The sequence below is a fragment of the Micromonospora sp. LOL_025 genome (genome assembly GCF_048060285.1).
In the GTDB taxonomy this organism is placed as follows: Bacteria; Actinomycetota; Actinomycetes; order Mycobacteriales; family Micromonosporaceae; genus Micromonospora.
This window is the reverse complement of the sequence record NZ_JBHMIR010000003.1, coordinates 41,492-55,235: the sequence shown is the minus strand read 5'-3', so window position 1 is coordinate 55,235 and position 13,744 is coordinate 41,492. Positions and strand designations below refer to the sequence as shown.

Genomic DNA, 13,744 nt, shown 5'->3' with positions numbered 1-13,744 from the left:
ATGCGCAAGGGCTTCCTCACCTTCGCCGCCGTGGGCCTGCTGGCCACCGGCGGCCTGACCGCCTGCGGCGACGACTCCGGTTCCGAGGCCGGCGGCTCCACCGAGAAGAAGCCGAAGATCGGCGTGATCCTGCCGGACAGCAAGTCCTCCGCCCGCTGGGAGGGCGCGGACCGCAAGTTCCTGGAGGAGGCGTTCAAGGCCGCCGGCGTCGACTACGACATCCAGAACGCCCAGGGCGACAAGACGGCGTTCCAGACCATCGCCGACCAGATGATCACCAACGGCGTCACCGCCCTGATGATCGTCAACCTGGACTCCGGCACCGGCAAGGCCGTGCTCGACAAGGCCAAGTCCCAGGGCGTGGCGACCATCGACTACGACCGGCTCACGCTGGGCGGCTCGGCCACGTACTACGTCAGCTTCGACAACGAGGTCGTCGGCAAGCTCCAGGGCGAGGGCCTGAGCAAGTGCCTGACCGACAAGGGCGCCAAGAACCCGGTCGTGGCCTACCTGAACGGCTCCCCGACCGACAACAACGCCACGCTGTTCAAGAACGGGTACGACTCGGTGCTCAAGCCGAAGTTCGACTCGAAGGAATACACCAAGGGCCCGGACCAGAACGTGCCGGAGTGGGACAACACCCAGGCCGCCACGATCTTCGAGCAGATGCTGACCCAGACCGGCGGCAAGATCGACGGCGTGCTCGCCGCCAACGACGGCCTCGGCAACGCGGCCATCTCGGTGTTGAAGAAGAACAAGCTCAACGGCAAGGTCCCGGTGACCGGCCAGGACGCCACCCCGCAGGGCCTGCAGAACATCCTCTCCGGCGACCAGTGCATGACCGTCTACAAGGCGATCAAGGAGGAGGCGAAGGCCGCCTCGGACCTGGCCATCGCGGTGGCCAAGGGTGAGAAGAAGGAGACCGGTCAGACGGTCAAGGACCCGGAGGGCGGCCGGGACGTCCCGGCGGTGCTGCTCACCCCGAAGCTGATCTTCAAGGAGAACGTCAAGGACGTCATCGCCGACGGCTTCGTCACCAAGGACGAGGTCTGCGCCGGGGCGTACGCCAAGCTCTGCGTCGACGCCGGCATCAGCTGACCCGTACCCGATTCCACGCGCACGCCGCCCGGCACGGACCCTGTGCCGGGCGGCGGTTCGCGCCGGACGGGATCCGAGACCTCCCCTCCACCTGAAGGAGACCCCCGTGTCCGCAACCCCCCTGCTGGAACTACGCGGGATCGACAAGAGCTTCGGTCCCGTCCAGGTCCTGCGCGATGTCGCCTTCGCCGCCCACCCGGGCGAGGTGACCGCGCTGGTCGGCGACAACGGCGCCGGCAAGTCGACCCTCGTCAAGTGCATCAGCGGCATCTACCCCACCGACGCCGGCGAGTTCCGCTTCGACGGCCGGCCGGTGACCATCAACAGCCCCCGCGACGCCGCCGCGCTCGGCATCGAGGTCGTCTACCAGGACCTCGCGCTCTGCGACAACCTCGACATCGTGCAGAACATGTTCCTCGGCCGGGAGAAGCGCAGCGGCATCGTGCTCGACGAGCCGACCATGGAACAGATGGCCGCCGACACCCTCGCCGGGCTGAGCGTACGGACCGTGAAGTCGCTGCGGCAGCACGTCTCCAGCCTCTCCGGCGGCCAGCGGCAGACCGTGGCGATCGCCAAGGCCGTGCTCTGGAACAGCCGGCTCGTCATCCTCGACGAGCCGACCGCCGCGCTCGGCGTCGCGCAGACCGCCCAGGTGCTGGAGCTGGTCCGCCGGCTCGCCGACAACGGCTTGGCCGTGGTGCTCATCTCGCACAACATGAACGACGTCTTCGCCGTCTCCGACCGGATCGCCGCGCTCTACCTCGGCCAGATGGTCGCGCAGGTGAAGACCACCGACATCACCCACTCGCAGGTGGTCGAGCTGATCACCGCCGGCCGCTCCGGCGGGCTCGGGCTCGCCACCGAGCCGGCCAACGGCGGCAACGGGCACGGCGCGGAGCCGGCCGGCAGCAACTCAGGAGGCGTCCGATGACCACCACCGTCGTGCACAAGGACGGCCCGGCGGCCGTCGCACCCCCGCCCACCCTCGGCAGCCACGTAAGCAACTACGTCAGCCGGGTCCGCGGCGGCGACATCGGGGCGCTGCCCGCCGTACTCGGCCTGGTCGTGCTCTGCACGGTCTTCTCGATCATGCGGCCGTCCTTTCTCACCGCCGGCAACTTCGCCAACCTGTTCACCCAGGGCGCCGCGGTCACGCTGATCGCGATGGGCCTGGTCTTCGTCCTGCTCCTCGGCGAGATCGACCTCTCCGCCGGCTTCGCCAGCGGGGTCTGCGCCGCCATCCTCGCCAACGTCGTCACCGTGCTCGGCTACCCGTGGTACGTGGCGGTCCTCGCCGCCCTCGTCACCGGCGTGGCGATCGGCACCACCCTCGGCTTCCTGGTCGCGAAGATCGGCATCCCGTCCTTCGTGGTGACCCTCGCCGGGTTCCTCGCCTTCCAGGGCATCGTGCTGATGCTCATGGAGGAGGGCACCAACATCTCGGTCCGCGACGAGGTGCTGGTGGCCATCGCCAACCGCAACCTTCCCCCCGTCCTGGGCTGGCTGCTGGCCGCGGTGGCGGTCGCCGGCTACGCGGCCGTGCAGCTGCTCCGGCACCGCACGCGGGTCCTCCGGGGACTGACGACCGACCCGATCGCGGTGGTCTTCGCCCGGATCGGCGGGCTGGCGCTCGTCCTCGGCGCGGCGGTCTTCATCCTCAACCTGGAGCGCAGCCGCAACGTCGTCATCAGCTCCCTCAAGGGCGTGCCGATCGTGGTGCCGATCATCGCCCTGCTGCTGATCTTCTGGACCTTCGTGCTCCAGCGCACCAGCTACGGCCGGCACGTCTACGCCGTGGGCGGCAACAAGGAGGCGGCGCGCCGGGCCGGCATCAACGTGGACCGCATCCGCATCTCGGTCTTCGTGATCTGCTCCTCGATGGCGGCCGTCGGCGGCATCGTCGCCGCCAGCCGGGCCAACTCGGTGGACCCCAACACGGGTGGCAGTAACGTACTGCTCTACGCGGTCGGCGCGGCGGTCATCGGGGGCACCAGCCTCTTCGGCGGCAAGGGCCGGGTGCTCGACGCCGTCCTCGGTGGCGCGGTCGTCGCGGTCATCGACAACGGGATGGGCCTGATGGGATACAGCTCGGGGGTGAAGTACGTGGTCACCGGCGTGGTGCTGCTGCTCGCCGCGAGCGTGGACGCGTTCTCCCGCCGGCGTTCCACCGCCACCGGCAACCGTTGACCGCGCGGCACCGGAAGTGACGACGGCGATGCGCGCAGGACCCAGCCAGGACGACATCCGCCGGCAGAACCTGGGCGCGTTGCTGCGGTACGTGCACGTACACGGGGCCACCACCCGCGCCGAGCTCACCACCACGCTGGGGCTCAACCGCAGCACCATCGGCGCGCTGACCGCCGACCTGGCCGGCGCCGGGCTGGTCAGCGAGGGGACGCCGAAGGAGACCGGCCGGGCCGGACGACCGTCGCTGGTCGTCCGGCCCGAGTCGGACCGGGTGCACGCGTACGCGTACAGCATCGAGGTGGACCGGCTGCGGGCCGCGCGGATCGGTCTCGGCGGCGCGGTGCTCGACCGCCGGGAGCTGGACCGCCCCCGGGGTCTGACCGCCGCGGAGGCCGCCCCGCTGCTGGCCGGGGCGGTCAAGGAGATGCAGCAGAGCGCGCCGGCGGACGCCGTCTGCGTCGGCGCGGGCGTCGCGGTCTGCGGCATGGTCCGGCGCGACGACGGGCTGGTCCGGCTGGGTCCGACCACCGGGTGGGTGGACGAGCCGATCGGCGCGGCGCTCGGCGCCGAGCTGGGCTGCGACGTGCCGGTGACGGTCGGCAACGTGGCAGACGTGGCGGCCTTCGCCGAGCACGCCCGGGGCGCGGCGGCCGGCTGCGACAACGTCATCTACCTGTACGGGGACGTGGGCGTCGGCGCCGGCATCATCGCCGGCGGGCGCCGGCTGACCGGGCACGGCGGCTACGGCGGCGAGGTCGGCCACATGGTGGTCGTCCGGGACGGCGCGCCCTGCGAGTGCGGCTCCCGGGGCTGCTGGGAGACCGAGATCGGCGAGTACGCGCTGCTGCGCGCCGCCGGCCGCTCCGACGCCCGGGGCCGCGACGCCCTGCTGGCCGTCTTCGACGCCGCCGACCGGGGCGACCTGCGGGCGCAGACGGCGGTACGCCAGGCCGGCGACTGGCTCGGCTTCGGGGTGGCCAACCTGGTGAACATCTTCAACCCGGAGATGGTCATCTTCGGCGGCGGCATGCGGGACCTCTACCTCGCGGCGGCGGCCCAGGTACGCAGCCGGCTGAACTCGATCGCCCTGCCGGCCTGCCTGGAGCACGTCCGGCTGCGTACCCCGAAACTCGGCGACGACGCGACGCTCATCGGCGCCGCCGAACTGGCCTTCGAACGCCTGCTCGCCGACCCCCTCGACGTCGGCTGACCGGTCCCGCCCCCGTCCCGGAGGAATGTGGACAGGGTGCGGGAGCAGACGGGCCGGTCCGGGTGAACCGATCGGTCGGTCCGTCCGTACCAGTGCGCGGACGGGCGAAGGCGAAGGCGTCGCCCGGGCCGGACTCGTTTCGGACCGGACCGAGGAGACACCACGGACATGGCACCGCTCAGATCCGCCCGTCGCCGGCAGGGACACCGCAGCAGCCGCCTGGCGGCGCTGCTCGTCACGATCGCCGCCGGGCTCGGGGTGCTGCCCGGCGTGGCCGTCGCCGCGCCGGGCGGTCAACAACTCAACGCGGCCGACGCCGCCCTGCTCAACGGGGTACGCCTGGCCGGGCTCTGGGAGATGCCGGCCGGGCAGATGGCCGCCGACAAGGGGCAGAGCGCGAAGGTACGCGAGATCGGCGCCGGCATCGCCACCGAGCACGAGGAACTGGACCGGCTCACGGTCGAGGCGGCCAACAAGCTCGGGGCGAGCATCCCGAGCGACCCGACGGCCGAGCAGAAGGGCTGGCTGACGGAGATGCAGAACGCCTCCGGCGCCCGATTCGACCAGATCTTCGTCACCCGGCTCCGGGTCGCCCACGGCAAGATCTTCCCGGTCATCGGGGCGGTCCGCGCCAGCACCCGCGACCCGGTGATCCGCAAGCTCGCCGACGACGCCAACCGGTTCGTCCTGCACCACATGCAGATGCTGGAGAGCACCGGGCTGGTCCGCTGGCCGGAACTGCCGCCGGCCGCCCTGCCCGCGCCGGGCGACGACGGCCTGCTCGCCGCCGCCTCCGCCAACTCCGGCCCGCCGATCGGGGTCAGCAGCACGGTGGTCTGGCTGGTCTTCCTCGCCGCCCTCGGCACGGGAGGCGTCGCGACGTACCGCATCCTGCGCCGCACCTGACCGACCGCCGTGCTGGCCGGCTGCACACGGCCGGCCGCACCCGCTCCGGCTACCCGAGGCCGGGCCGATGCATTACTCTCAGTGACTCTCGCAGGCATTCCTCCCGCTGCCAGCGGTCACCTGTTTCGCCCCTTTGCTCTGCAGCCATCCGCGCACCAGCCACCCAGCGTGGCTGGTGCGTCGGCGGCTGCAGAGCAAAGGGGACGCGGGGCGAGGGGGCAGCTCCGGCGACCGCGAGGAGAACTCCCTGGTCAAGGGAGCGTGTGCCGGAATCGGCCACGCTCGCGCCCGAAAACCGGGCGGGAATGACTACCCTGCGTGTCGGCGACCTCCTTCCGCCCGTCTCGTCACGCTGAGTACCCGCGGTGGCCTCGCCGCCGACGGCGGGGGACCCCACACCCACCCCGCCGAGACGTCCGGACGTGCGGTGGGACGGCCGGGCACGCTACTCGTTGAGTTCCGGTCCCAGCAGCCGGATCTCCTCGATGTCGAGGACCGCCTGCAACTCCCGCAGGACGATGTCGTCGATCTCGTTCGTGTCGCGCAGCCTGGTGACCTCGCGCCGCTTGTGTTCGAGCACGGCGAGCCGCAGCCGCCGGTCGAGTTCCCGGGCCTGCTCCGCCGACTGGCTCTCGTCGGTGGAACGGACGTCGTCGAGGTGCTGCTCGTAGTCCGCCCGGATCCGGTCGACCGCGTCCGGCGTCGCGCCGAGCCGGTCCGCGACCTCGGGCAGCACCGCCAGCGCGGCCTCGGTGGCACGCATCCGGGCCAGCCGCAGCTCGCCGACCCGCCGGGTGTCGCCGACCAGGCCCGCCCACCCGACGACGGCCGGCAGCGTGGTGCCCTGGATCAGCATCGTCAGCAGGATGACCACGGCGGTGGCGAAGATGATCAGATCGCGATCGTGCACCCGTGCGCCGGTGGGCGTGGTCACCGGCACCGCGAGGGCGGCCGCGAGGGAGACCGCGCCCCGGAACCCCGCCCACCCGGCCGCCGTCCGCACCCGCCAGTTGACCCGCTCGTCCTGCTCCGCCGCCCGGCGGTCGACGACCAGGAAGGCGAACGCCGCCAGGTGGATCCACAGCATCCGGGTCAGCACGACCACGCCGGTCACCACCACCGCGATGACCAGCGCCCGCATCACCGACAGGCTGGTCACCCCGCGCAGGGCGCGCGGGATCTGCATCCCCAGGAGGACGAAGAGCCCGCCGTTGATCAGGAAGGTGGCGAGGTCCCAGAAGCCGTACGCCAGCACCCGGGAGCGGGCCCGGATGACCCGGGGTGCGGCGTACGCCAGCATGAGGCCCGCGACCACCACCGCCAGGACGCCGCTGGCGTGCAGGAACTCGGCGAGGAGGAAGGCGACGAACGGCGTGAGGACGCTCAGCGCGCCCTCGCGCAGCGGGTCGTCGAGCCGTCGCCGGACCAGGATCACCGCCCAGCCCACCAGCAGGCCGGCGGCGACGCCACCGGCCGACGCGAGGACGAACCGCTCGGTCAGCCCCAGCAACCCCGGCTCCGTGCCGCCCACGATCAGGCCCACTCCGACGGAGAAGAGCACCAGCGCGGTGCCGTCGTTGATCAGGCTCTCCGCGTGCAGGGTGGTCAGGATCCGGCGCGGCATCCGCTTGGCCAGGCCGGCGACCGCCGCCGCGTCGGTCGGCGCGAGCACCGCGCCGAGCACCCAGGCGGCGGCCGGGTCGACGCCGAACCGCTGCACGACGAGCGACACCACGACCATCGTCGCCACCACCAGCCCCACCGCGAGCAACCCGATCGCGAGCAGGTTCGTACGGATCTCACGCAGGCTGGTGGTGATGCTCTCCTTGTAGAGGATCGCCGGCAGGAACAGCAGCAGGACCACGTCGGGCTCCAGCACCACGTGGGACAGCGGCGGCAGGAGCGCGAGCAGCGCACCCATCGTGATGAGCAGGACCGGGGGCGCCACGCTGTACCGCCCGCCGAGGGTCGTGCCGACCAGCACCGTGACGCCCAGTACCACGATCAGTTCGAGACCGCCCACGTCGCACCCCCGTCACCGGCCGACGCCACGGTGCCGGGTACGCGCCGGTCGCCTGCCGCTCCACCATCGTGGTACGGCGGTCCGGCGCGGCACGCTCGAACCCGGAAACAGGCGCCCCGCCCGCCGGCGTCGAAGGCGCCGTCCCCGGACGCGGCACGCCGCGCGGCGCGTCAGGAGCCGGTGCCGTGCCAGGAACGCCAGAGGGCCGCGTAGGAGCCGTCGGCCGCGACCAACTCGTCGTGCGAGCCGATCTCGGCGATCCGGCCGTCCTCGACCACCGCCACGCGGTCGGCGTCGTGCGCCGAGAAGAGGCGGTGCGCGATGGCCACGACCGTGCGGCCCTGGAGGACGGCCGCGAGGGACCGCTCCAGGTGCCGGGCGGCGCGGGGGTCGATCAGCGAGGTGGCCTCGTCCAGCACCAGGGTGTGCGGGTCGGCCAGCACCAGCCGGGCCAGCGCCAGCTGCTGCGCCTGCGCGGGCGACAGCGGGTGCCCGCCGGCACCGACCACCGTGTCCAGCCCGTCCGGCAGCCCGTCGGCCCAGTCGAGCGCGTCGACGGCGGCCAGCGCCGACCGGACCGCCGACCCGTCGGCGCCCGGTCGCACCATCGCCACGTTCTCCCGCAGCGTGCCGATGAAGACGTGGTGCTCCTGGGTGACCAGGGCGACGTGCGTCCGCAGCTCCGCCAGGGGCAGCTCGTCGAGCCGCCGACCGGCCACCGTGACCGAGCCGGTACGGGGCGCGTGCACCCCGGCGAGCAGCCGGCCGAGCGTGGACTTGCCGGCGCCCGAGGGGCCCACCATGGCCAGCTTCTCCCCCGGCTCCGGCACCAGGGTCACCCCGTGCAGCACGTCCCGACCCTCCCGGTACGCGTACCGGACGTCCCGGGCGGCGAGCCGCCGGTCCCCCGGTGGCGGAGGACCGGGCGGGCTCGTGGCGGACCGGGGCGGGGCGCCGGCCGGCGGGTCGGCGTCGGCCACCCCGAGCAGGCGGGCCATGGAGGCGCCGCCGACCTGCAACTCGTCCAGCCAGGAGAGCAGCCGGTCGACCGGGTCGATCAGCTGCTGCACGTAGAGCGTGGCGGCGGTGACCTCGCCGAGGCTCACCCAGCCCTTCAGGTAGAACCAGCCGCCGATGATCAGCGTCGCCACCACCGGCAGCACGTAGCCGATCTCGGCGATCGGGAAGAACACCGTGCGCAGCCGCAGGGTGTAGCGCTCGGCAGCGTACGACCGGCGGATGTCGGCGTCGGTGCGGGCCCGGCGGCGCGCCTGCTGCCGCAGCGCCTCCGTGGTCCGCGAACCCTCGACGGTCTCGCTGATCCCGTCGGTGATGTCGGAGTAGGCGGCGTTCTCCCGCAGGTAGCCGTCGGGGGCGCGGCGCAGGTACCAGCGGGTGCCGGCCCACAGCAGCGGCACCGCGAGCAGGCAGGGCAGCGCGAACAGCGGGTCGACCAGGAGCAGCGCGCCGACGATGAAGCAGCCGGTGACGACCGCGATCAGGGTCTCCGGCACCGCGAACCGGACCGTCCGCGACAGCGCGGAGACGTCCCGGGACGTCCTGGTGAGCAGGTCGCCGGTGCCGGCCCGCTCCACGGTGGCCAGCGGCAGCGCCAGGATCCGGTCGACGAACTCCTCGCGCAGCTCGGCCAGCACCCGCTCGCCGAGCCGGGCCGACGCCAGGTGGGCGAAGCGGACCAGCACCGACTGCACCAGCACGAACCCGGCGATCAGCAGGGCGATGCGGTCCACGGTGACGCCGGACGTGCCCCGGGAGATCCCCTCGACCAGGTCGCCGAGCAGCCACGGCGCGACCAGGCCGGCCGCGGCGGCCAGCGCGTGCAGGCCGAGCGCGACCCCGAGCGCCCTCGGATGCCGGCGGGCCAGCGTGCGGGCGTAGCGGCGCACCTGGCGCCCGTCGGCGACCGGCAGGGCGGTGGCCATCAGTCCTCCCCCCGGCTGACCGTCGCCCGGTAGCGCGGCTCGCCGTCGAGCAGTGCGGTGTGCGACCCCTCGGCCACCACCTTGCCGTCCTCCACGAAGATCACGTGGTCGGCGCGGTGCAGCACGAGCGGGCTGGTGGTGCAGACCAGGGTGGTGCGGCCCGTCCGGGCCGCGCCGAGCCGGTCCGCGATCCGGGCCTCGGTGTGCGCGTCCACGGCGCTGGTCGGCTCGACCAGCAGCAGGGTCTCCGGGTCGGCGACCAGCGCGCGGGCCAGCCGCAGCCGCTGCTGTTGGCCGCCGGAGAACTCCCGGCCACGCTCCGCGACCGCGCTGTCCAGCCCCGCCGGCAGGGCCTCGACGATGTCGGTCGCGCTCGCCGCCGCCAGCGCCGCCGCGATCGTCGCGTCGTCGGCCCGGTCGTGCGGGTCCAGCTCCGCGCGCAGCGGGCCGGTGAACAGGTGCGCGTCGTTGTCGGCCACCAGGATCCGCTCCCGGACCGTCGCCAGCGCCACCTCCCGCAGCGGTACGCCGTGCAGCGTCGCGTCCGAGTCGACGTACCGGCCGAGGCGGTCCACGACCGCCGCCGCGTCCTCGGGGGCGGTGGCGGCGAGCGCGGTGAACCGGCCCGGCCGTACCGTCACGCCGGAGGCCACGTCGACCAGCTCGCCGGGGCCGTCCGGCAGGGCGGCCGGGCGGGTCGGGTCGCGCAGCTCCGGGGCGAGCCGCAGCAGCCGCACCACCCGCCGGGCGGCGACGTGCCCCCGGGTCAGCTTGTCGACCGCCTCGGTGAGCTGCCGCAGCGGGCTGACCAGGAACGCGGTGTAGCCGTAGAACGCCACCAGCTCACCGGCGCTGATCTCGCCGCGCAGTGCGAACCGGGCGCCGAGCCAGGTGACCAGCACCAGGAACGCCCCCGGGAGCAGCACCTGGGCCGCCTCCAGCAGCGACTCGATGCGGGCCACCCGCAGGCCGTCGGCGCGCAGCGCCTGCGAGCGCGACCGGTAGCGCGCGGAGAGCACCGGCTCACCGCCGACGCCGCGCAGCACCCGCAGCCCGGAGACGATGTCGCCGGCCCGGGCGGTCAGCGCCCCCTCCGAGTCCCGGTACGCCTGCTGCTGCCGGTGCAGCGGCCGGATGAGCAGCCCGACGACCGCCATCAGCAGCGGCACGCCGAGCACCACGACCAGCCCGAGCGGCACCGAGGCGCCGAGCAGGATCACCCCGACGGTCACGATCGCCACGACCGCGCCGGCGCCCCGGGCGGTGATGTCGATGGCCGAACCGATCTGGCTGATGTCGGCCGTGCCGATGCTCACCACCTCGCCGGCGGAGACCCGGCGGGGCAGCGCGGCGCCGAGCCGGTTCGCCGCGCCCACGGTCAACTGCACCGTCCGGTACGCCCCGGCGAGGAAGTTGTGCACCGCGCAGCGGTGCCGCAGGATCCCCGCGACGGCCTGGAGCACGCCCAGCCCGAACAGCGCCAGTCCCCAGGTGAGCAGGGCGTCCTCGTCGCGGCGGGTGAGCCCGTCGACGGCCCGGCCGACGGCCGCCGGCACCAGCGCCTGGGCGACCATCCAGACGACGCCCAGCAGGATGCCGACGGTGAGCAGCACCTTGTGCCGCCCGGCCAGCCACACGAGGTAGCGGGTCGCCGAGCGGATGTCGGGTACGCCGGGGTCGCCGGCCGGTGGAAAGCGCATGGCCCACCGACGCTAGGTGGCGCGGCGAGGGTCCCGCCAACCAATTACCGCGTCGGCGTGCCGTGGCTCACGCATCTTCCACGGCCGCGCGGCCGGCCCCGCCTCAGCGGTCGACCTGGGTGAAGTCCCAGGAGTGCGGCGGGCGGGCCAGCAGCGTCGCGGGGGGCTCCGGCAGCGGACGCGGGTTGCTGCGCCACTTGGAGATGACCACCACCCGGTGGTCGGTGGAGGAGAACACCTCGCTGGACAGGTGCATCGGGTCGTGCTCGAACTCCGGCAGCGCGGTGTCGCACAACCAGGTGATCAGGTCCGCGGCGCCGTACGGCTCCGCCCGCGCCTCCCACATCCGCACGATCACGTCAGCCATCCTCGGGGTTCACACGCTGACCGTGGTCAGCGGCATGGCGGAGTCGGCGGGCAGGTCCAGCCGGCTCGGCGCGACGCCCGAGGCGACCAGGTGCGAGCCGAGGGCGGCGACCATCGCGCCGTTGTCCGTGCAGAGCCCGGGTCGGGGCACCCGGACCTGGATGCCGTGCGCGGCGGCGCGGTCCTCGGCCATCGCCCGCAGCCGGGAGTTGGCCGCCACGCCCCCGCCGATCACCAGCGTCTCCACGCCGTTGCTCCGGCAGGCGTCCAGCGCCTTGCGTACCAGCACGTCGCAGACCGCCTCCTGGAAGGACGCGGCCACGTCGGCGACCGGCACCGGCTCGCCGGCCCGCTGCCGCGCCTCGACCCACCGGGCCACCGCCGTCTTCAGACCGGAGAAGGAGAAGTCGTAGCGGTGGGCGGCGAGGTCCTTGGGGGCGGTCAGGCCGCGCGGGAAACCGATGGCGGCCGGATCGCCGGCCCGGGCCTCCCGGTCGATGTACGGGCCGCCGGGGAACGGCAGCCCGAGCAGCCGGGCCACCTTGTCGAACGCCTCGCCGGCCGCGTCGTCGATGGTGGCGCCGAGCGGGGTGACGCCCCGGGCCAGGTCGTCGACGAGCAGCAGGGAGGAGTGCCCGCCGGAGACCAGCAGGGCGATCGCCGGCTCGGGCAGCGGGCCGTGTTCCAGGGTGTCCACGGCGACGTGCGCGGCCAGGTGGTTGACGCCGTAGACCGGCTTCTCGGCGGCGAGCGCGTAGCCCTTCGCGGCGGCCACCCCCACCAGCAGCGCGCCGGCCAGCCCCGGGCCGGAGGTGACCGCGATCGCGTCGATGTCGGCGAGGGTCACCCCGGCCTCCTTCAACGCCCGGTCCATGGTCGGCACGATGGCCTCCAGGTGGGCCCGGCTGGCCACCTCGGGCACGACGCCGCCGAAGCGGGCGTGCTGCTCGACGCTGGAGGCGAGCGCGTCGGCCAGCAGGGTGTGCCCGCGTACGATGCCGACCCCGGTCTCGTCGCAGGAGGTCTCGATGCCGAGGATCAGGGGTTCGTCAGTCATCGCTCACTTCCCACGGTGCGCTGCATGACCAGCGCGTCGGTGTTGCTCGGTTGGTAGTAGCCGCGCCGCACGCCGATCGGCTCGAAGCCGTACGTCGCGTAGAGCCTCTGGGCGGGCGCGTTGTCCGCCGCGACCTCCAGCAGGGTGCTGCGGGTGCCGAGCCGGGCGGCCTCGGCGAGCAGCGCCTCCAGCAGGAGCCGGCCGACGCCGCGCCGCTGGGCGTCCCGGCGCACCGCGACGTTCTGCACCCACGCCTCGTCGGGCGGGGCCACGGCGAGCCCGGCGTAGCCGAGCAGGTCCCCGTCGTCGCCGGTGGCGACGACATAGAAGTGCCCGTTGGCCAGCTCGTTCCAGAACATCGCCGCCGACCACTGCTCGGCACCGAACAGGTCCGCCTCGATCGGCAGCACCTCGTCGACGTGCCACCACCGGAACCGCTCCAGCCGAACACTCACGGCGCCACCTCGGTTCGCGACTGCGGGGCTCGCAAACCCGGCTCACTCCTCGCGCTCACGGCGCCACCTCGGTTCGCGACTGCGGGGCTCGCAAACCCGGCTCACTCCTCGCGCTCACGGCAGGACCGGCTTGCGGGCGGTCGCCGCCACGGCGTCCGGGCGGCGCAGGTAGAGCGGGGTGAGCGCCTCCGAGGGGGCGCCGGCCCGGATGCGCTCGGCGGCCAGGGCCGCCAGCACACCCGGGTCCGGGTAGCGGGGCTCGTCCCGCACGGGCAGGCCGAGCGCGTCCGCGTACCGGTGCGCGCCGTCGCCGACCGCCGCCGTGACCGCCAGGCCGCGGGCCCGCTCGGCGGCGACCGCCGGCACGGACACCTCCGGCCCGACGATCCGCTGGCCCGCGCCGTCGTAGACCGCCCAGTAGATCTCCCGGCGGCGCGCGTCGCTCGCCGCCAGCACCGGCTCGCCGGCGGCCGCCGGGTGGCCGATGGCGTCCAGCGAGCAGACACCGTACGTCGGGAGGCCCAGCACCTGGCCGATGGTGGCGGCGGTGACCAGTCCCACCCGCAGCCCGGTGAACGGGCCGGGGCCGAGCCCGGCGACGATCGCACCAAGGTCGGCCGGGCGGGCGCCGGCCTCGGTGAGCACGGCGTCGACCTGCGGCGCGAGCAGTTCACCGTGGGCGCGGGCGTCGACCGTGCAGCGGTGCGCGCGGGTCGCCACGCCGTCCGCCGCGACCTCCACCAGCGCCGCGGTCACCGCGGGGGTCGAGCTGTCCACCACCAGTACGAGCACGGTGAGC

The 13,744-nt window shown here is 73.8% G+C and carries 12 protein-coding genes; 5 read left to right on the top strand and 7 right to left on the bottom strand.

Features of this window, described 5'->3' with window-relative positions:
• The 5 genes from ACFHW0_RS05165 to ACFHW0_RS05145 all read left to right on the top strand — a co-directional run bounded on the left by ACFHW0_RS05165 (window position 1) and on the right by ACFHW0_RS05145 (window position 5,401).
• On the top strand, window positions 1–1,098 hold the full coding sequence (locus ACFHW0_RS05165; RefSeq protein ID WP_416605793.1) for a sugar ABC transporter substrate-binding protein: 1,098 nt from the start codon (window positions 1–3) through the stop codon (window positions 1,096–1,098).
• Between the two features lie 106 nt (window positions 1,099–1,204).
• The gene (locus ACFHW0_RS05160) at window positions 1,205–2,029 is read left to right on the top strand and encodes an ATP-binding cassette domain-containing protein (RefSeq protein WP_416605791.1); all 825 of its coding nucleotides are present in this window, start codon (window positions 1,205–1,207) and stop codon (window positions 2,027–2,029) included.
• Window positions 2,026–3,285: a sugar ABC transporter permease gene (locus tag ACFHW0_RS05155; RefSeq protein WP_416605790.1), complete on the top strand. Its 1,260-nt coding sequence runs from the start codon at window positions 2,026–2,028 to the stop codon at window positions 3,283–3,285. The genes ACFHW0_RS05160 and ACFHW0_RS05155 overlap by 4 nt, the downstream gene beginning before the upstream one ends.
• Window positions 3,286–3,313: 28 nt before the next feature.
• A complete protein-coding gene (locus tag ACFHW0_RS05150) occupies window positions 3,314–4,495 on the top strand; it encodes an ROK family protein (protein WP_416605788.1) in 1,182 nt (393 codons plus the stop codon).
• A gap of 168 nt (window positions 4,496–4,663) precedes the next feature.
• Window positions 4,664–5,401 (top strand): DUF4142 domain-containing protein, encoded by a 738-nt coding sequence (locus tag ACFHW0_RS05145; protein WP_416605787.1) that lies wholly within the window; start codon window positions 4,664–4,666, stop codon window positions 5,399–5,401.
• 445 nt (window positions 5,402–5,846) lie between these two features.
• Here ACFHW0_RS05145 and ACFHW0_RS05140 read toward each other — a convergent pair whose 3' ends face one another.
• From ACFHW0_RS05140 to tsaB, 7 genes are all read right to left on the bottom strand, one after another.
• A complete protein-coding gene (locus ACFHW0_RS05140) occupies window positions 5,847–7,424 on the bottom strand; it encodes a Na+/H+ antiporter (protein WP_416605786.1) in 1,578 nt (525 codons plus the stop codon).
• Window positions 7,425–7,594: 170 nt separating this feature from the next.
• Entirely contained in the window at window positions 7,595–9,367 is a 1,773-nt protein-coding gene (locus ACFHW0_RS05135) for an ABC transporter ATP-binding protein (protein WP_416605785.1), read from the bottom strand.
• Window positions 9,367–11,067, bottom strand: coding sequence for an ABC transporter ATP-binding protein (locus ACFHW0_RS05130; RefSeq protein WP_416605784.1), 1,701 nt, complete (start codon window positions 11,065–11,067; stop codon window positions 9,367–9,369). The genes ACFHW0_RS05135 and ACFHW0_RS05130 overlap by 1 nt, the downstream gene beginning before the upstream one ends.
• A 103-nt stretch (window positions 11,068–11,170) precedes the next feature.
• Entirely contained in the window at window positions 11,171–11,425 is a 255-nt protein-coding gene (locus tag ACFHW0_RS05125; RefSeq protein ID WP_416606142.1) for a hypothetical protein, read from the bottom strand.
• A gap of 18 nt (window positions 11,426–11,443) precedes the next feature.
• Window positions 11,444–12,490 carry a tRNA (adenosine(37)-N6)-threonylcarbamoyltransferase complex transferase subunit TsaD gene (gene tsaD / locus ACFHW0_RS05120; protein WP_416605782.1) on the bottom strand — a complete coding sequence of 349 codons (1,047 nt, stop codon included), beginning with the start codon at window positions 12,488–12,490 and terminating at the stop codon, window positions 11,444–11,446.
• On the bottom strand, window positions 12,487–12,945 hold the full coding sequence (gene rimI, locus ACFHW0_RS05115) for a ribosomal protein S18-alanine N-acetyltransferase (RefSeq protein WP_416605781.1): 459 nt from the start codon (window positions 12,943–12,945) through the stop codon (window positions 12,487–12,489). The genes tsaD and rimI overlap by 4 nt, the downstream gene beginning before the upstream one ends.
• A 114-nt stretch (window positions 12,946–13,059) precedes the next feature.
• Window positions 13,060–13,737 (bottom strand): tRNA (adenosine(37)-N6)-threonylcarbamoyltransferase complex dimerization subunit type 1 TsaB, encoded by a 678-nt coding sequence (gene tsaB / locus ACFHW0_RS05110; RefSeq protein WP_416605780.1) that lies wholly within the window; start codon window positions 13,735–13,737, stop codon window positions 13,060–13,062.
• Window positions 13,738–13,744: the final 7 nt, after the last annotated feature.

What these genes read in the sequence shown, in the direction of transcription:
- ACFHW0_RS05130 (WP_416605784.1), bottom strand. Translation starts at nt 11,067, where the DNA reads ATGCGCTTTCCACCGGCCGGCGACCCCGGCGTACCCGACATCCGCTCG.
- tsaD (WP_416605782.1), bottom strand. Translation starts at nt 12,490, where the DNA reads ATGACTGACGAACCCCTGATCCTCGGCATCGAGACCTCCTGCGACGAG.
- ACFHW0_RS05150 (WP_416605788.1), top strand. Translation starts at nt 3,314, where the DNA reads ATGCGCGCAGGACCCAGCCAGGACGACATCCGCCGGCAGAACCTGGGC.
- ACFHW0_RS05135 (WP_416605785.1), bottom strand. Translation starts at nt 9,367, where the DNA reads ATGGCCACCGCCCTGCCGGTCGCCGACGGGCGCCAGGTGCGCCGCTAC.
- ACFHW0_RS05145 (WP_416605787.1), top strand. Translation starts at nt 4,664, where the DNA reads ATGGCACCGCTCAGATCCGCCCGTCGCCGGCAGGGACACCGCAGCAGC.
- ACFHW0_RS05165 (WP_416605793.1), top strand. Translation starts at nt 1, where the DNA reads ATGCGCAAGGGCTTCCTCACCTTCGCCGCCGTGGGCCTGCTGGCCACC.
- ACFHW0_RS05155 (WP_416605790.1), top strand. Translation starts at nt 2,026, where the DNA reads ATGACCACCACCGTCGTGCACAAGGACGGCCCGGCGGCCGTCGCACCC.